Source organism: Idiomarina sp. UBA3176 (assembly GCF_002364295.1).
Taxonomy (GTDB): domain Bacteria; phylum Pseudomonadota; class Gammaproteobacteria; order Enterobacterales; family Alteromonadaceae; genus Idiomarina; species Idiomarina loihiensis.
The window spans coordinates 258,329-274,779 of sequence record NZ_DEXU01000023.1; the positions used below are offsets into that span (position 1 = coordinate 258,329).

Annotated in this window: 17 protein-coding genes; 15 read left to right on the forward strand and 2 right to left on the reverse strand. The window is 44.1% G+C overall.

Annotated elements, in window-relative coordinates; all coding sequences use genetic code 11:
• The first annotated feature begins 68 nt into the window (after positions 1 to 68).
• Genes B2U97_RS10855 through B2U97_RS10870 form a run of 4 tightly spaced genes read left to right on the forward strand, consistent with a single transcriptional unit; the run spans position 69 to position 3,515 of the window.
• The gene (locus B2U97_RS10855) at positions 69 to 758 is read left to right on the forward strand and encodes a flagellar brake domain-containing protein (RefSeq protein WP_011234505.1); all 690 of its coding nucleotides are present in this window, start codon (positions 69 to 71) and stop codon (positions 756 to 758) included.
• Positions 758 to 1,852, forward strand: a complete 1,095-nt coding sequence (locus B2U97_RS10860; protein WP_011234506.1) for a sensor histidine kinase — start codon at positions 758 to 760, stop codon at positions 1,850 to 1,852. The genes B2U97_RS10855 and B2U97_RS10860 overlap by 1 nt, the downstream gene beginning before the upstream one ends.
• Complete coding sequence (locus tag B2U97_RS10865) at positions 1,849 to 2,667, forward strand: LytR/AlgR family response regulator transcription factor (protein ID WP_011234507.1); 819 nt, start codon at positions 1,849 to 1,851, stop codon at positions 2,665 to 2,667. Before B2U97_RS10860 ends, B2U97_RS10865 begins: the two co-directional genes overlap by 4 nt.
• Before the next feature lie 2 nt (positions 2,668 to 2,669).
• Positions 2,670 to 3,515 (forward strand): DUF6279 family lipoprotein, encoded by an 846-nt coding sequence (locus B2U97_RS10870; protein WP_011234508.1) that lies wholly within the window; start codon positions 2,670 to 2,672, stop codon positions 3,513 to 3,515.
• Here the strand turns inward: B2U97_RS10870 and pyk are convergent.
• Complete coding sequence (gene pyk / locus B2U97_RS10875; RefSeq protein ID WP_011234509.1) at positions 3,512 to 4,942, reverse strand: pyruvate kinase; 1,431 nt, start codon at positions 4,940 to 4,942, stop codon at positions 3,512 to 3,514. The genes B2U97_RS10870 and pyk overlap by 4 nt on opposite strands.
• 103 nt (positions 4,943 to 5,045) lie before the next feature.
• Here pyk and msrB point away from each other — a divergent pair, with 103 nt between their 5' ends.
• Positions 5,046 to 5,447, forward strand: a complete 402-nt coding sequence (gene msrB, locus B2U97_RS10880; RefSeq protein WP_011234510.1) for a peptide-methionine (R)-S-oxide reductase MsrB — start codon at positions 5,046 to 5,048, stop codon at positions 5,445 to 5,447.
• Here msrB and B2U97_RS10885 read toward each other — a convergent pair.
• Complete coding sequence (locus B2U97_RS10885) at positions 5,429 to 6,235, reverse strand: DUF2989 domain-containing protein (protein WP_286823302.1); 807 nt, start codon at positions 6,233 to 6,235, stop codon at positions 5,429 to 5,431. The genes msrB and B2U97_RS10885 overlap by 19 nt on opposite strands.
• Positions 6,236 to 6,373: 138 nt before the next feature.
• Here B2U97_RS10885 and B2U97_RS10890 point away from each other — a divergent pair, with 138 nt between their 5' ends.
• The 10 genes from B2U97_RS10890 (at position 6,374) to B2U97_RS10935 (ending at position 16,444) form a co-directional block, all read left to right on the forward strand.
• The gene (locus B2U97_RS10890) at positions 6,374 to 7,819 is read left to right on the forward strand and encodes a glyceraldehyde-3-phosphate dehydrogenase (RefSeq protein ID WP_034820840.1); all 1,446 of its coding nucleotides are present in this window, start codon (positions 6,374 to 6,376) and stop codon (positions 7,817 to 7,819) included.
• 67 nt (positions 7,820 to 7,886) lie between these two features.
• Positions 7,887 to 9,014, forward strand: coding sequence for a M14 family metallopeptidase (locus B2U97_RS10895; protein ID WP_011234513.1), 1,128 nt, complete (start codon positions 7,887 to 7,889; stop codon positions 9,012 to 9,014).
• A gap of 46 nt (positions 9,015 to 9,060) precedes the next feature.
• Entirely contained in the window at positions 9,061 to 10,737 is a 1,677-nt protein-coding gene (locus B2U97_RS10900) for an alanine/glycine:cation symporter family protein (protein ID WP_011234514.1), read from the forward strand.
• Positions 10,738 to 10,867: 130 nt separating this feature from the next.
• Entirely contained in the window at positions 10,868 to 11,197 is a 330-nt protein-coding gene (locus tag B2U97_RS10905; protein ID WP_011234515.1) for a Zn-ribbon protein, read from the forward strand.
• 3 nt (positions 11,198 to 11,200) lie between these two features.
• Positions 11,201 to 11,500: a YeaC family protein gene (locus tag B2U97_RS10910; protein WP_011234516.1), complete on the forward strand. Its 300-nt coding sequence runs from the start codon at positions 11,201 to 11,203 to the stop codon at positions 11,498 to 11,500.
• Complete coding sequence (locus B2U97_RS10915; RefSeq protein ID WP_011234517.1) at positions 11,497 to 11,970, forward strand: GAF domain-containing protein; 474 nt, start codon at positions 11,497 to 11,499, stop codon at positions 11,968 to 11,970. Before B2U97_RS10910 ends, B2U97_RS10915 begins: the two co-directional genes overlap by 4 nt.
• A gap of 1 nt (position 11,971) precedes the next feature.
• Complete coding sequence (locus B2U97_RS10920; RefSeq protein WP_011234518.1) at positions 11,972 to 12,262, forward strand: hypothetical protein; 291 nt, start codon at positions 11,972 to 11,974, stop codon at positions 12,260 to 12,262.
• A complete protein-coding gene (proQ, locus tag B2U97_RS10925; protein ID WP_011234519.1) occupies positions 12,255 to 12,881 on the forward strand; it encodes an RNA chaperone ProQ in 627 nt (208 codons plus the stop codon). The genes B2U97_RS10920 and proQ overlap by 8 nt, the downstream gene beginning before the upstream one ends.
• Positions 12,882 to 12,890: 9 nt before the next feature.
• On the forward strand, positions 12,891 to 14,948 hold the full coding sequence (gene prc / locus B2U97_RS10930) for a carboxy terminal-processing peptidase (protein ID WP_011234520.1): 2,058 nt from the start codon (positions 12,891 to 12,893) through the stop codon (positions 14,946 to 14,948).
• 110 nt (positions 14,949 to 15,058) lie between these two features.
• Positions 15,059 to 16,444, forward strand: a complete 1,386-nt coding sequence (locus B2U97_RS10935) for a sodium-dependent transporter (RefSeq protein WP_011234521.1) — start codon at positions 15,059 to 15,061, stop codon at positions 16,442 to 16,444.
• Positions 16,445 to 16,451: the final 7 nt, after the last annotated feature.

Sequence of the window (16,451 nt, forward strand, 5' to 3'; positions counted from 1 at the left end):
CCTTTGCTTGACACAGCCTGACAACTAGCGATCATAGTAACATATTGATTCATCGCAAAGAGACCCCTATGCCAAGCAAAATTTCGCAGCTCGTTACAGGTCAGAAAATAGAAGTTCAACTGTCCAGTTCGAACGTTCCGGCTCGGTTTTATTCGGAGTTTATTGGTGCGGTTAACGAGCGCTGGGTTATCGTTAATATGCCCGACGCGCGTAAATACAATGACATGCGTGATCTTTTGCAGGAGAAAACACCGGTTATTGTCCGCTTTGTTCTGGAAAACGAAAGTGGTGAAATTTGTGCGTTTCGCAGTGAAATAAGCTATGTCATCTCACACCCGACGAAAATGCTTTTTATTATGTGGCCAAATCAGATTGAGCATCGGATTATTAGAAAAGGGCGTCGATTTGACGCCTTTTTACCTGCTTCAGTCTCAGGGCAGTCGGTAAAAGGCGAGGAGAATACTTTCAGAGGACACGTGCTGGATGTATCTGAAAGTGGGTGTCGCCTAAAGCATGAAAAGCCTGAAGGTAAAATAGACGAGCTTTGGGAGAATGGCAGCAAAATTGTTCTTAAAATAGAACAGAAAAATAACGGCGACTTAACCCTTAAAGCTATAGTCCGGCAGGTAAAGCAAGTGGATGACCAGCTTGAGTTAGGTGTGCAGTTTATGGGGAACCAGAAAGATGAGGTTAACTCTCTTTTCTCCGGAAGCCTTGTGGATATTGACGAGTTGTCGCGTTTAGAGTCCTCAACATAATGGAGAAACCGATAAAAACGCAGTGGCAACTATTGATGGATAACCGTAACAGGTTCTTTTGGTTGCTGCAGGCGGGAGGCTGGATAGGTTATGCGTTAGTGAACTACATAGGGTCACTAATGCATGAAATGCGGGATATCTACACCCTCATTATTATTTTGGGGGCGTATGCCGGCTTTTTGAGTACGATTCCGCTTCGCTATTTGTACCGGCGTATATGGGAGTTCCCCCCGGCACTTATGGTTTTAATTGCCATTGTGGTGTCTTATGTTACCGCTGTAGCCTGGGCCATTGTTGATAACGCAACTTACTGGGAAATTTATAAATTCGGTTTTCGTCCGGACAGTCCCTTTTTCTATTTGAAAAACAGTTTGGCCAAGTTTTATATCATTCTTAGCTGGAGCGGACTTTATTTTGGTATTAAGTATTATCAGATGCTGCAGGAAGAGAAGCAAAAAGCGTTACTGGCTTCATCTATGGCGCATCAGGCGCAGTTGAAAATGCTACGATACCAGCTCAATCCGCATTTTTTGTTTAATACCTTAAACGCAATTTCTACGCTTATTTTGCTCAAAGAGAATGAAAAAGCCAATTTGATGGTGAATAAGCTAAGCCACTTCCTGCGTTTTTCTTTAGATAATGAACCGATTAAAAAAGTGACTCTGGAAAAAGAAGTGGATGCCTTGCTTTTGTATCTGGATATTGAAAAAGTACGTTTTGACGAGCAGCTTGAAATTGATATTCATTTGTCAGATGAAACCAAGAATGCTCTGGTTCCTAGTTTAATTTGTCAGCCTTTAATCGAGAACTCAATTAAGTACGCCATTTCAAATGTAGAAGGGGTGGGGAAAATCAGAGTTCGTTCCTGGTCAGAAAAAGAGAACCTGATTTTGGAGGTGTGTGATAATGGGCCGAAAATTGAAACGGATCCGGAAAAGCTATTCCGCAAAGACGGTGTCGGGCTTAATAACACTCGTCAAAGGCTTAAATCCTTATATGGTAAGCAGTATAGGTTTGAAATGCTAAAAGGTGCTGAGAGCGGTCTTTGTGTTCGTATTACCATTCCGATGGAAATGTTGGAGAGTCAAAGATGAATCGATTGAAAACCCTGGTTATTGACGATGAGCCCCTCGCCAGAAAGGGGTTGGCTATTCGTTTACAGGCGTTTGAGCAACTGCAGTTAATGCCCGAGTGCAAAAGCAGCAGGGAAGCCGTCGATATCATTATCGAAAATAAACCTGATCTGATTTTTCTCGATATACAAATGCCCGGGCTTAATGGCTTTGAAGTATTAAAAGCTGTGCAGGAGAAGGGACATGAGTTGCCAGTCGTTGTTTTTGTAACAGCTTATGACACCTACGCTATCAAAGCCTTTGAAGTCAGGGCGTTAGATTATTTGTTGAAGCCCGTTGATGACGACCGCTTGGCTGAATGCGTTAACCGCGTTATAAGCGAGCATCAGACGGTTAACGACGAGCACCAGGAAAAACTGATCAGTTTAGTTGCGGAGGTAACCGGGCAAGATACGCATACTCTATTACAGAAGCTGGCTTCAGGCGAAAGTATTACCGCAGACCAATATCCGGAATATATCGCTATAAAGGACAGCGGTGAGATAACCCGGGTTGCCGTCAAAGACATTAAGTGGATTGATGCCGCTGGAGATTACATGTGTATACATGCCGGTGACGATACCCACATTCTGCGACGCACAATGAAAGAACTGGAGCAGGACTTAAACCCTAAGCTGTTTCAGCGGGTTCATCGTTCCGCCATTGTTAACATTAAACAGGTTGAAAAGCTCTGTAACCAACAAAATGGCGAATATCATTTACAATTAAAAAATGGTCAAAAACTGAAAGTAAGTCGTAGTTATAAAGACCGTATTAAACAACTTATTCTGAGCTAATCATGTATCGACTGCTGGCAGTAATAACCTTTTTAATCCTGATAGCAGGGTGTACGGCGAACCTTGGCTACAAGTTTGCTGACACTCTGGTTGAGTGGAAAGTAAAGGATTACGTTGACTTAACCGGTGAGCAGGAAGAGCTGCTAGCAGAGAAAGTTGATGAAATGCATCTTTGGCATGCACAAACTCAGCTCCCGTTGTACAGAGATGAACTGAAAAACCTGAGAGATAAGGTCGATAAGCAGACGCTGAGCAAAAACGATATCAGCAAATTTGAAGATAAGCTCTGGACGTTCTGGGATAATGTTTTAGTACGAACAGAAGCCGAAGCGGGCTTATTAGCGACTCTTTCACTCAAACAACGGCAACAACTTATCCGTCGATTAGAAGAAGCGCAGGAAGAGCGTTATCAGCGCTTTCAGGACGACCAGGAAGAGAACCCGATACTAAGAAGGCTGGACCGCATTTCGGAAGTGGAAGAGGACTTAGAAGATATTATCGGTTCTCTGACTAAAGAGCAGGATAAGTTATTACGCAGCTGGGTGGCTGATTCTCCTGAATTACGTGAGCAATGGTTAAGCTATCGCTCAAATTGGTTAGGTGAATTTGAGAAAGCGTTGCTGAAGCAACCTGTAGATGAAAATCAATTATCAGCATTGATTCTTGACCCACAACAATTAAGAAGCGAAGAGCTTCAGCAAAAAGCGGATAAAAATAGCCAGCTTCGTAAAGAGTTCTTGTGGGATATATATCAGAGCCTGACTGGGGAACAACGTAAAAAAGTGATAGAAAAGGCCGATGAATACATCGACCTTCTTGATTCTTTAATTAATGATTTTAACGATTAACGAACTTCTATCATCTTACAGGTATTACTTGAGCCCACGGTTTCCATTACATCGCCGTGGGTTAGTATGATTAAATCACCGGCTTTTATGTGTCCACTTTTTTTCACTACCTCAATAGCTTCAGTTATCGGATTACTGACACTAGTAGAATCGAAATCTATAGGGTAAACACCACGGTATAAAGCTGATTTGTCGCGACTTTGCGGATGGCGGGATAATGCAAATATCGGTAAATGGGAAGTAATTCTCGACATAAGCTTGGCAGTAAAACCGGATTCAGTTAACGCTATAATGGCCTTGACCCCATTCAAGTGGGTGGCTGCGTACATGGCAGACATGGCTGTCGCCTCGGTAATGCTGGAAAACATTTCTTCCAGATCCTGGTGGCGTAACTGAGCGGTTGGATGTGTTTCTGCACCCAGGCAAATTTCAGCCATGGCTTTTACGGTTGCTACTGGATGTTTACCGGCAGCCGTCTCAGCCGACAGCATTACGGCATCTGTACCATCCAATACGGCGTTGGCAACATCCATCACTTCGGCGCGGGTTGGCATTGGGTTTTCAATCATCGACTCCATCATTTGAGTCGCGGTAATAACCACACGGTTTAGTTGGCGTGCACGCGAAATAATTTGTTTTTGCTTACCCACCAATTGCGCATCACCAATTTCAACGCCTAAATCGCCACGGGCAACCATAACGGCATCGGATGCTCTGATAATGTCATCTAATGCATGTTCGCTGGCAACGGCTTCTGCGCGTTCAATTTTAGCGCATAATACGCCTTGTCCACCAGCTTCGCGGAGCAAGTGCCGAGCCTGGTTAATATCATCGCCAGAGCGAGGGAATGAAACCGCAAGGTAATCTACATTGATTTCTGCTGCGAGCTTAATATCGGCTAAATCTTTTTCCGTTAATGCGGCAGCTGACAAACCACCACCCTGACGGTTAATACCTTTATTATTAGAAAGCACGCCGCCAACGGTGACTTCTGTTTTAACCTGGCTACCATCAATTTCTTCAACTTTTAACTGGATACGACCATCATCCAGTAAGAGAAGATCGCCGGGACTGACATCTGTTGGCAGGTCTTTATAGTCGAGGCCAACACGTTCCTGATTGCCGCTGTCTTTTCCAAGCGCAGCGTCTAAAATGAACTTATCACCGACAGCCAACGTAATTTGTTTTTGTTGAAAGCGCGCAACTCGAATTTTTGGTCCCTGCAAGTCGCCTAAAATGGCAATATGGGCGTTTAATTCCCGGGCAATTTTTCTGACCATGGAAGCGCGCTGCTTGTGATCGTCACCATTGCCGTGAGAAAAGTTTAAACGAACAACATTGGCACCCGCTTTTATTAACTCTCTGAGTGTTTCCTCAGAGTCAGTGGCAGGCCCGAGAGTAGTTACAATTTTGGTACGACGAAGCATGCAAAACCTCAGCAAATTTACCCATGAATTTAAGCTTAAGTTTAGCACATGGACTGTTACAGTAGTACGAAATTTAATTGAAAGATAAAGGAGTTAAGCAAATATGAGTGAACACGACTGGAGTAACAGAAATGAACAGGAGTGGCGCGAAATATTAGGCGATGAAGCTTATTATGTACTGAGAGAAAAGGGCACTGAACGGCCGTTTTCCGGAAAGTATTTAAGCTGTGATAAAGACGGCGTTTACCATTGTGCCGGTTGCGGTCAGAAACTTTTTGAAGCAGGACATCAATTTGATGCACATTGCGGCTGGCCAAGTTTTGATGAAGCCATAAAAGGCTCAATTGACTATGTAAAAGATTCAAGCCATGGCATGACTCGTACTGAAATACTCTGCAGTCAATGTGGTGGGCATTTGGGCCACGTATTTGACGATGGCCCAACAGAAACTGGACAACGCTATTGCGTTAACTCACTAGCGATGCGTCACGAAGACGATGAGTAGTAACCGCGGAATTTACCCTCTTCAATTTTATCGACAATCGCTTCAGCGCGATCATCCCAGTCGTCGTATTGGTCTTCGCTGGCATTAACAATTGATTTCATACTGTTTTTATCCAGGTTTTTCTGGCCGAACTGCCAGGCAACCTGGGACCAGACATAAGCTTCAGGACCATTACCTTCTTTTAAATACATAGAAACTAAAGTTGAAGGTATTTCAGGGTTTACTTTGTCATCGGGGCGATACAGTCGGAGTGCGCTGTACAGAAGCTCAAAGGTTTTTTCCGAGTCTTTCTTGGTATAATAGGTGGCTAGCGCTAGTTTAAGTTCAGGCGTTTCCATTTTTTTGCTGCCCTCTAGTGCGAGAAGCTTATCCAGTGCTTCATGGTCGCTTCGGTTGGCCCAATGCCAGTATAGCCATAGAGGGTGTTCGGAATCGGCGGTCTCGTCAGCCAGCTTCTCTATATTTTTTCGTGAGTTAATAAAGGCCTCTAAACGATCCGACTGCTTCTGTTTTGATTTTGTCATTTCAAGTGTTGCAGCCAGCTCGATACATTTTGAGTACTTTTCCAGATCCCGCATGACGAAATACTGGTTTTCGCTCGTATCGTTTAGACTACGTTCATAACGACTGTAAATAAGTTCGCTACGTTCTACGTTGCACCAGTTATCGGTATTTAAATCGCTACAAATACTAGGAGTAGACTCGCAGATTTTACTGACTGACGGCTTTCCTTCCATACATCCGGTTAAAGCGAGAGCAGCACTTGTAATAACAATTTTTTTTAGCATAGATATCAACATTTTTTTTGTGAAACACAATTGTTCCGTAAAATTGGCTTCATGCCAAGCTTTTCAGTACAATATCGCGGTTTTTAAGCGTAGCACTTTATAAGCTCACAGACATTACCATAGAGGACAGGGCTCACTATGAACTCTAACCAGCAAGATCCAACCTTATCAAGTTGGCAGGAACGTCAGGAATTCGCCGAGCAAATGCAACCTTTGCTTGGGAAGTTGTACCGGAACTTCGGTGTTGAAATTTTGGTTTATGGCCGTTCATTACTGAACGTATCGACCATTAATATTATTAAGGCACACCGTCTTATTCTTCGCCACGAAGGGCAGAAAGTTCGTTTACGCGAAAGCTTTCCGTTCTTGCAGGCTATGGCAGAGCTGAAACTGTCCCCGGCACGCGTTGATTTGGGCAAACTGGCCTATGGCTACTTGTTTGGAGATAAAGCTGATGGTTTGTCGGTTACAGATTACGTCAAACGTGAGTTAGCGGACATCATTGATTCAGAAGATAATATCGAACCTCGCGACGTGGTTTTATATGGTTTTGGACGGATAGGGCGCTTATTGGCTCGTCAGTTAATTGAACGTAATGGTGGCAACAATAAAATGCGCTTACGTGCCATTGTTGTTCGTGGCGGTCGCGATGGTGATTTAGAAAAGCGGGCAAGTTTACTGCGTCGTGACTCAATCCATGGTTTATTCAATGGTTCAATAACCGTTGATCACGATAGCCAGAGCATAAAAGCTAACGGTACCAGTATTAAAGTGATTTACTCTAATGGACCGGACCAAGTGGATTATACCCAGTACGGTATTAATAACGCGATTGTTATCGATAATACCGGTATCTGGAAAGATGAAGATGGCCTGGGTCTGCACCTGAAATCAAAAGGTGTTGATAAAGTGCTTCTGACGGCACCGTCAAAAGGTGATATCAAGAATATCGTCTTTGGCGTGAACGATAAGATGATCGAAGACAGTGATAAAATTGTTTCTGCAGCAAGCTGCACGACCAATGCGATTACACCTGTGCTTAAAGCAATAAATGATGAGTTTGGTATTCGTAACGGTCACGTAGAAACGGTTCACTCGTACACTAACGATCAAAACCTGATTGATAACTATCATACCGCCGAACGTCGTGGTCGCTCAGCGCCTCTTAACATGGTTATTACCTCTACCGGCGCGGCTAAAGCTGTTGCTAAAGCACTTCCGGAAATGGCTGGTAAACTGACAGGTAATGCCATTCGCGTGCCGACCCCGAATGTGTCAATGGCAATTATGAATCTGAACTTTGAAAAGTCGACAAGTCGCGAGGAATTAAACGATTATCTGCGTCAGGTTTCTCTGCATTCAGAACTGGCTAACCAAATTGACTATACCGCTTCGACTGAAATCGTTTCTTCAGATTTAGTGGGTTCACGTCATGCTGGTGTGGTTGACTCTCAGGCAACAATAGTAGAAGACGACAGAGCAGTACTGTACGTTTGGTATGACAACGAATTTGGTTATAGTTGCCAGGTTATTCGTGTGGCTGAAGCTATGGCCGGACTTAAGGTTCCTAATTTACCTAAATAATTGAAAAAGCGCCTGCGGGCGCTTTTTTTCTACTCTCTTTCTCAGAAACAACACATAAAGGTGAAGTATGCATATCACTGCAAACTTTGACAGTGGCAATATTCAAGTTATCAGTTCAGACAATGCCGATAACATTCGTTTAGCTATCAAGAAAGATCATCAATCTGATTTTTATCAATGGTTCCATTTTAAGCTGTTTGCTGAAGCCGGCGAAGAGCACGTGATGACCATTGAAAACGCTTCTGACTCTGCGTATCCGGATGGTTGGAAAGAATACCAGGCACTCGCCTCATATGATCGTGAAACCTGGTTCCGGGTTCCGACCGAGTACAATGGCAAAGAGCTGACTATTCGTCATACACCAGAGCAAGAAAGCGTCTATTATGCGTATTTCATTCCTTATTCTTACGAGCGTCATCAAGACCTGATTCAATCAGCTCAACAGTCAATTGATTGTTATCACGAGCTATTAGGAGAAACGATAGACGGCCGCGAATTAAACTTATTGGTTATAGGTGAACCCGCTGAGCACAAAAATACCATTTGGGTAACTGCACGCCAGCATCCTGGTGAGTCAATGGCTGAGTGGTTTATGGAAGGCTTAATTACACGTTTACTAGACGACGAAGATGGCGTGGCCCGTAAGTTGTTAGACGAGAACGTTTTCTACGTCGTACCAAACATGAACCCAGATGGTAGCGTTCGTGGGCATCTTAGGACTAACGCTGTTGGTACTAACCTGAACCGCGAATGGGCGGAACCAAGCCTGGAAAAAAGCCCGGAAGTTTTTTATGTGCTAAAACGCATGCAGGAAACCGGTGTTGATATGTTTCTTGATGTGCACGGTGATGAAGCTTTGCCTTATAACTTTGTCGCAGGCTGTGAAGGTATTCCTTCATATGACGAGCGCCATAAAGACTTAGAAGACACTTTCAAGTCAGCCTTTTTAGCAGCAACTCCAGAGTTCCAGACGAAGTATGGTTATGAGCTGGATGAGCCGGGTAAAGCGAATATGACAGTCGCAAACTCAGCGGTGGGTGAGCGCTTCAAGTGTTTATCTTATACGTTGGAAATGCCGTTTAAAGACAATGCAGACTTACCTGACGAAGATTTCGGCTGGTCAGTAGCTCGTTGTCAGCGTTTAGGAGAAGATGTTTTAACCGCAATATTGGCAGTCTCACCAAAATTGCGTTAAAACTAGAGTTGGATCACAAAATAATAACAACAAAAGGGGGTCTTCCTTGGAAGCGCTCAACAATTTTTTGCTTTGGATTGACGGGTTTTTAGGCTCTGCAGCCTATTTCCCGTTTCTTTTGCTCGGTGTGGGATTATTTTTCTCACTGTATCTTGGTTTTCCTCAGGTACGCTATTTCAGACATGCCTGGAGAGTACTGGCCGGCAAATTCGATAAAAAAGACTCACAAGGTGATACCAGTCACTTCCAGGCCTTATCGACCGCGTTATCAGGTACTGTAGGTACCGGTAATATTGGTGGTGTTGCACTTGCGATATTCCTGGGTGGCCCGGCGGCTATTTTCTGGATGTGGATGACGGCATTCCTCGGTATGACCACGAAGTTTGTCGAAGTGACCTTGTCACATAAATACCGTGTAAAAACCGAAGATGGCACTATGGCTGGCGGACCAATGTACTACATGGATCGCCGCCTTAATATGAAATGGTTAGCGGTTATCTTTGCCATTGCGACTATTGTTAGTTCCTTTGGCACCGGAAATATGCCGCAAATTAATAACATTGCGCAGTCAATGGAACAGACTTTCTCAATTGATCCGGTCTGGACAGGGGCTATCCTCTCTATTTTACTGGCAATGGTCATTATTGGTGGCATCAAGCGAATAGCAGCGGTTACCTCGAAAATTGTTCCTATTATGGGAATTGTTTATGTCATTGGTTCTTTGAGCGTTATTTTCTTCAATATCGATAATATAGGCTCATCTTTCGTTTCTATTTTCACTGACGCTTTCACCGGTTCAGCGGCGGCAGGCGGCTTCCTTGGCGCCAGCTTCGCCTATGCCTTTAACCGTGGTGTAAACCGTGGCTTATTCTCGAACGAAGCGGGCCAGGGTTCTGCTCCAATTGCACACGCATCAGCTAAAGCCAAAGATCCTGTTGCTGAAGGTTTGGTTTCAATTCTTGAGCCTTTCCTGGATACCATCCTAATCTGTACCTTAACCGGTCTGGTTATTCTGTCTTCCGGAGTTTGGACTGAGAAGTTTGAAAATAACTTTGCCAGAAGCGATCTGGACTTCGTTGTTGGTGAGTACAATGACGTTGACAAAGAAGATCGCCAGGAGCTTTACAGATACCTGAACGACTACGACGACACTGAAATCAAACGCTATTCGGGTACGCTGAATGTTGTTGATGGTAAGGCGCAGACTGATGGTGAAATCACTATTTTGCATGCGCGCTCGGTTGCTGAAGACGTGCGTTTCATTATTGCCGGAGAAGATGCTTACAATGGTCAGGTGAAAATTGAAAATGGCAACTTGATTAAAGAAGACATTGAAGTTGTCGGCAAATCACTAGTGCATTCCGCAGCTCTAACCTCACTGGCTTTTGCTAATGGGTATTTCGGAGACTATGGGCAGTACATTATTCCTATTACCTTATTGATGTTTGCCTTTTCAACGGCTATTGCCTGGTCTTATTACGGTGACAGGGCGGTTGTTTATCTGGTCGGCCAAAAGGGTGTTATGCCTTACCGTATACTTTATGTCGCAGGCTTTTTCTGGGCGTCATTTGCAGATACCACCTTAGTTTGGACAGCTTCTGCTGTCGCTATTGTCTTAATGACATTACCTAACTTACTGGGTATGATTTTGCTGCATCGGGAAATGAAATCAACGGTTAAGTCTTATTGGAAAGACTTTGGCGACGCCGACAAGAAAAAGTAATAGAATAAGCATCAATTAAAGCAAAACGGTCAACTTAAAGTTGGCCGTTTTATTTTTTATTCCCTCGCAATGCTTGAAATTGAGAGCAAAAGCCTTATATTGCAAGGACTACATAAGAGATAGGTAGTTTATGGCGTTAACACAATGTCCTTCGTGTAATAAGCGAATTTCAAGCAAAGTAAAAGAGTGCCCGCATTGCCAGTTTGTTCTGGCTGGTCAGTCTAAAGATGATATAGAGCGTGAAGCCATACGGATAAAGCAGGAAAAATCCGATAAGCTGGTTTCCCGTTCAATGCTCGCCTTACTGATATCGATTGCCGCTTTTACTTATTTATTCCTTCAGCAACCCATGCCAAAAACTTGGCAATACAGCGTTGCCGTTGGCTTAATGGTCGGGGGATTAGTTTGGTTTATAATCAACCGCGTGCAGCTTGTCTTTTTAAAAAAGAAAAAGCGGTAAACTATGCAATTCGACGACTTAATTAAAAGTATGAATCAGGACATTTACGAGCGTCTGGTTCAGGCGGTTGAAACCGGTAAATGGCCAGATGGTAATCGTTTAACTGATGAGCAACGTGAAAACTCTATTCAATTGGTTATGGCTTACCAGGCTAGATACGCCAGCACAGAGGAAGCTTTTACTATTGGTGCTAACGGCGAAATAATTACGAAAACCAAACGGCAATTAAAAGAGGAGTTCAAAACTGACTCTGGCGAACAAATTGCTCGTTTCAAACTCGACCAACAAGAAGGCGAATTATGAGCTCTCAGCTGTATTCTGACTTATTAGCCCAAAGCCGGGCCTTAACAGAAGGTGAGCCCGATTTAATTGCAAATCTTGCGAATATCTCTGCGCTACTCTATGAGCACATTGAAGACATTAACTGGCTAGGTTTCTACCTTACCCGTTCCGATAACGAGTTGGTGTTAGGTCCTTTTCAGGGCCGCGTCGCTTGTGTTCGTATTCCTTTTGGCAAGGGCGTTTGCGGCGTTGCTGCAGAAACCCAAACCTGCCAGAGAGTTGAAGATGTTCACCAATTTGCCGGGCATATAGCTTGTGACTCAGCATCAAACAGTGAAGTTGTTGCACCTATAGTCGTTAATGGTAAAACCGTCGCGGTACTGGATGTCGATAGCCCGTCGGTGGGGCGCTTTAGTGAAGAAGACGCAAAAGCCATTCAGGCTATTGCTGACTACTGCCAAACTCTGAATTGGCAAGGGTTGCAGTCATAATATGTTTGTTGAATTCGATATTCACAGTTATTTAGTAACCAAACAAGATGTTATTTTCTTTGAAGAGCATGAAGAAGAAGCCGCTGATAAAATAAATGAAATGCTGCATCTTATTAATGCATTACGAGAGGATGACGATACAACAGAGCAGCTTGAAGAAATGGTTCGCCGTACTTTGTACGACTGGATTGAAGAGCCTGCATTGCTAGATTTGTCATTTGATGAAATGGACGACTATGTTCGAAACTTAATGAAAGTTGTCCGCGAACAGGAAGAAGAATGGAATGAGTGAACCTGAAAAGCTGACGAAAAGTAAAGATGTCATTGCCTATTTAGCCGAACAGTTTCCAGACTGTTTTACTATTAAAGGCGATGCCAAACCTTTAAAAATTGGTATTTTTGAGGATTTGGCGAAACGCCTTGAGGACGATGACAAAGTAAGTAAAACACGTTTAAGAACGGCTCTGCGTCATTACACCAATAGCTGGCGGTATCTATACAGCGTTAAAACGGGTGCTCAGCGAGTGAATTTAGACGGCGAGCAGGTAGAAGCTGTAACAGAAGAACATCAGCAGCATGCACAAGAGACTTTAAAAGAATCTAAAGCTAAAGTTGCAGAGAAAAACAAAGCAACCAACAAGGCTGCAGCTAAAAAAGCTCCGGCTAAAGATAAACCTGAAAATACAGCAAAAGCTAAACCGAAAACCGCAAAAAAACCGGCCAAACCAAAAGTTAAATTGGCTGATGTGGAACTCAACAAGCTTTCTGTTGGTCAACAGGTTCAGGTAAAAGCGGGGAACACCCCCATGTCAGCAACAGTTTTAGAGCTGGACAAGGACGACGTTCAAGTTCAGTTGCAAAACGGTTTAATTATGAAAGTAAAAGCAGATAAGATTTTTCTGCGCGCTTAGGAGTAGTCAATGAAACACTGGGCTGTAAAGAAATGTGCATTGGCACTGATGTGTGTTGTTCCTGTTGCGGTTGCCATACCGCCAGAGCACAAGATCAGTGAATTACCAGAGTTAGAGCAGGAAGCTCAGCATGATACAGCCAGTGAGCGTATTGCGTCCTATTTTACCCGTTATCATTTCAGTAGTTTGACGCTGGATAACGAGTTATCTGAGCAAATTCATGAGCGCTACTTTGACTTGCTGGATTACAGCAAAATGTTTCTTCTGAAAGAGGATATAGAAGCCGCCCAGGAGTATCGTCATTTGTTTGATGACATGCTGAAACGGGGGGAGCTTGATGTTGCTTACGACATTTATCAGAAAAGTCTTGAGCGACGTTTTCAGCGTTACGAGTATGCGCTGTCTATACTGGACGAAGACAAGCCCATGGATTTTTCGGTTGAGGGTGACAAGTACTACTACGATCGTGAAGATGCTGATTGGGCGGAATCCAAAGAAGAGTTGGATGAGCTTTGGCAAAACCGTGTTAAATACGATGCGCTTAATTTGAAACTGGCCGGTAAAGAGTGGCCAGAGATAGTTGAGACACTCGGCAAGCGTTATAACAGTGCATTAAATCGACTGACAAAATCGAAAAGCGAAGATGTTTTTCAAACCGTTATGAACGCGTTTGCCCGTTCAGTTGAGCCGCATACAAGTTACCTATCGCCTTCCAACTCAGAGCGCTTTCAGCAAAATATGAATCTCGAACTGGAAGGAATTGGCGCAGTACTTCAGTCAGAATACGATTACACAATAATTCGCAGTTTAGTCCCAGGCGGTCCTGCGGATAAAACCGATGAGCTTTCTCCAGAAGATAAGATCATAGCTGTAGGCCAAGGCTCCGGCGAGGATGAAGAGGAGTTTGTTGACATCATTGGCATGCGTCTGGACGATGTCGTTGAGTTAATTAAAGGACCCAAAGGAACAACCGTCCGTTTGCAGGTCTTAAAAGCCAGCCAAGGTGCCGGCGGCACTCCAAGTGAAGTTGAAATTGTCCGTGACAAGGTGAAACTGGAGGATCGTGCAGCAAAAGCCGAAGTCAAAGAGTTCGAAGAGGGGCCTTATAAAGGTCGTCGTCTTGGTGTTATCGAAATTCCTGGGTTCTACAATAACCTAACAGCTGATGTCAAAAAGCTGATTGAGGATTTAGAAAGCCAGAAAGTAGAAGGCTTAGTGATTGATTTGCGCGGTAATGGTGGCGGTGCTTTAACCGAAGCTATTGGTTTGAGCGGACTATTTATTGATAAAGGCCCAGTAGTTCAGGTGAGTGACGGGCGCGGGCGTGTCGATGTCAGTGAAGACAAAGACGGTAAAACCTACTATGACGGACCATTGTTCGTTATGGTTGACCGTTACAGTGCTTCAGCGTCTGAAATTTTTGCCGCGGCCATGCAGGATTATGAACGTGCCTTAATAATAGGTGAAAATACCTTTGGGAAAGGTACTGTGCAACAACATCGAGGACTTGCCCGGCGCTTCGATTTCTACGATAAGCCATTAGGCAGCGTTCAATATACCATTGCGAAATTCTACCGCATAGATGGTGGCAGTACACAGTTAAGAGGTGTTCAGCCAGACGTTGTTTTCCCTTCGTTTGTTGAAGCTTCAGACTGGGGTGAAAGCAAAGAAGACAACGCGTTACCCTGGGATAAAATAGATAAGGCGAGTTATAGTCCCGTTGGTGAAATTAACAGTGCTGAAGTGAAAGATTTGCAACAGCAGTTAAATCAGAGAATTGAAGATGACCCAGAATTTTCTTACATATTTGAAGAAATAGAACGTTATAGAGAAGAGAAAGATAAAACGTGGGTCAGCTTGGTGTTAACTGAGCGCGAAAAGAAACAAGAGCAGCAAAAAGCCAAGCAACTTGAGCGAGTTAACGAACGCCTGAAACGTGCGGGAAAAGAGCCAATCGAGAACGTTGAAGACGCTCCCGATGAGTTTACCGAGGTAGATCCCTTCCTCGATCAAGCCGCTTTGGTTGCATTTGATTTCATTGATAAAAATCAACTTGCCTCGAATTAAATTGACCGTTTAAAAATACCGCCTTTACGGCGGTATTTTTTTGTGCGCTTGTCATAGACCCCAGTTTTGTGGTCATATAGCGCGTTACTGAACACAAACGATTAATAATAATGACAACAAATAATCAGGCGATATCAAGCCGATGGTCAAGTCGGTTAAGTTTTATACTGGCCTCTTCAGCAGCAGCTGTTGGTTTAGGCAATATTTGGAAGTTTCCCTACGTGATGGGCGAGAACGGAGGCGGTGCCTTTGTTCTGGTGTACCTGCTTTGTATTTTAGCCATTGGCATTCCAATTATGATGGCCGAGGTGATTATTGGTCGCCGTGGCCGACACTCACCAGGCTATGCAGCCAAATCGGTCGCATTAGAGTCCGGTAAGCATCCCGCATGGCAAGTTGCAGGTTGGCTGGGAATGTTGACCGGTTATCTGGTGTTAAGTTTCTATGCGGTTATAGCCGGTTGGGCGCTGGCTTATGTCTTTAAAGCCGCGCAAGGAGTGTTTACCAAAGCTTCTGCCGAGGACATAGGTAAAACTTTTGACGCACTGCAGGCGTCACCCGGAGAATTGATGATCTGGCACAGCTTGGTTGTTATCGCTACCATTCTAGTGGTTGGCAACGGGGTTAAAAATGGTCTGGAAAGGTCAGTACGCTTCTTACTTCCCTGCATGATTGTGTTGCTGGTTTGCATTGCTGTTTATTCTGGCAGCATCGGTGATTTTTCCTCGGCTGTTAGCTTTATGTTTGAACCTGATTTCAGCAAGTTGACAGTTAACGGCGTAATGGTCGCGCTAGGCCACTCTTTTTTCACTCTGGGGCTAGCTTCTGGCGTTGTGATTATGTACGGCGCTTACTTACCGCGAGAAACCTCTATAGTACAAACCAGTGTCTGGATTGCTGTTATTGATACTTTTGTCGCGCTGTTAGCGGGACTGGCAATATTTCCTCTGGTGTTCGGTTATGGTTTAACGCCAAGTGAAGGCCCGGGTCTTATCTTTACTACCTTGCCTTTAGCTTTCAGTGAAATGCCTGCCGGAGGCTTTGTTGGAACCGTATTCTTCATTATGCTGGTTATTGCGGCGTTTACTTCCGCTATCGCCATGATTGAATCATCGGTTGCCTTTGTTTCAGAAAAATTTTCCTTAAGCCGTTGGCCGGCAACCTTAGTTTCTGGCGGAGTGCTATGGCTTCTGGGACAGTTGACTATCCATTCGTTTGCTGGCTCCGGCTGGGCTCAGTTAGACTCCGAGTGGTTAGGTAAGCCAATTGAATCACTCTTTGATATTATTGACGTTTTAACGTCGAGCTTACTGCTCCCGCTAGGCGGCCTTCTGCTCGCGCTATTAGCGGGCTGGGTAATGCGTTCGGAGTTCACGAAAGACGAACTGGATACAAAAAAGGGCATTTTCGATGTCTGGCTACTGTGCGTTAAATATATTTCTCCAGTCGCTATCATTATTATTTTTTTACAGCTGATCGGCTTTATAAAACTTTAGGTTGAAT

Coding starts and splice junctions, on each gene's coding strand:
- B2U97_RS10855 (WP_011234505.1), top strand. CDS start 69: ATGCCAAGCAAAATTTCGCAGCTCGTTACAGGTCAGAAAATAGAAGTT.
- B2U97_RS10860 (WP_011234506.1), top strand. CDS start 758: ATGGAGAAACCGATAAAAACGCAGTGGCAACTATTGATGGATAACCGT.
- B2U97_RS10865 (WP_011234507.1), top strand. CDS start 1,849: ATGAATCGATTGAAAACCCTGGTTATTGACGATGAGCCCCTCGCCAGA.
- B2U97_RS10870 (WP_011234508.1), top strand. CDS start 2,670: ATGTATCGACTGCTGGCAGTAATAACCTTTTTAATCCTGATAGCAGGG.
- pyk (WP_011234509.1), bottom strand. CDS start 4,942: ATGCTTCGTCGTACCAAAATTGTAACTACTCTCGGGCCTGCCACTGAC.
- msrB (WP_011234510.1), top strand. CDS start 5,046: ATGAGTGAACACGACTGGAGTAACAGAAATGAACAGGAGTGGCGCGAA.
- B2U97_RS10885 (WP_286823302.1), bottom strand. CDS start 6,235: ATGCTAAAAAAAATTGTTATTACAAGTGCTGCTCTCGCTTTAACCGGA.
- B2U97_RS10890 (WP_034820840.1), top strand. CDS start 6,374: ATGAACTCTAACCAGCAAGATCCAACCTTATCAAGTTGGCAGGAACGT.
- B2U97_RS10895 (WP_011234513.1), top strand. CDS start 7,887: ATGCATATCACTGCAAACTTTGACAGTGGCAATATTCAAGTTATCAGT.
- B2U97_RS10905 (WP_011234515.1), top strand. CDS start 10,868: ATGGCGTTAACACAATGTCCTTCGTGTAATAAGCGAATTTCAAGCAAA.
- B2U97_RS10910 (WP_011234516.1), top strand. CDS start 11,201: ATGCAATTCGACGACTTAATTAAAAGTATGAATCAGGACATTTACGAG.
- B2U97_RS10915 (WP_011234517.1), top strand. CDS start 11,497: ATGAGCTCTCAGCTGTATTCTGACTTATTAGCCCAAAGCCGGGCCTTA.
- B2U97_RS10920 (WP_011234518.1), top strand. CDS start 11,972: ATGTTTGTTGAATTCGATATTCACAGTTATTTAGTAACCAAACAAGAT.
- proQ (WP_011234519.1), top strand. CDS start 12,255: ATGAGTGAACCTGAAAAGCTGACGAAAAGTAAAGATGTCATTGCCTAT.
- prc (WP_011234520.1), top strand. CDS start 12,891: ATGAAACACTGGGCTGTAAAGAAATGTGCATTGGCACTGATGTGTGTT.
- B2U97_RS10935 (WP_011234521.1), top strand. CDS start 15,059: ATGACAACAAATAATCAGGCGATATCAAGCCGATGGTCAAGTCGGTTA.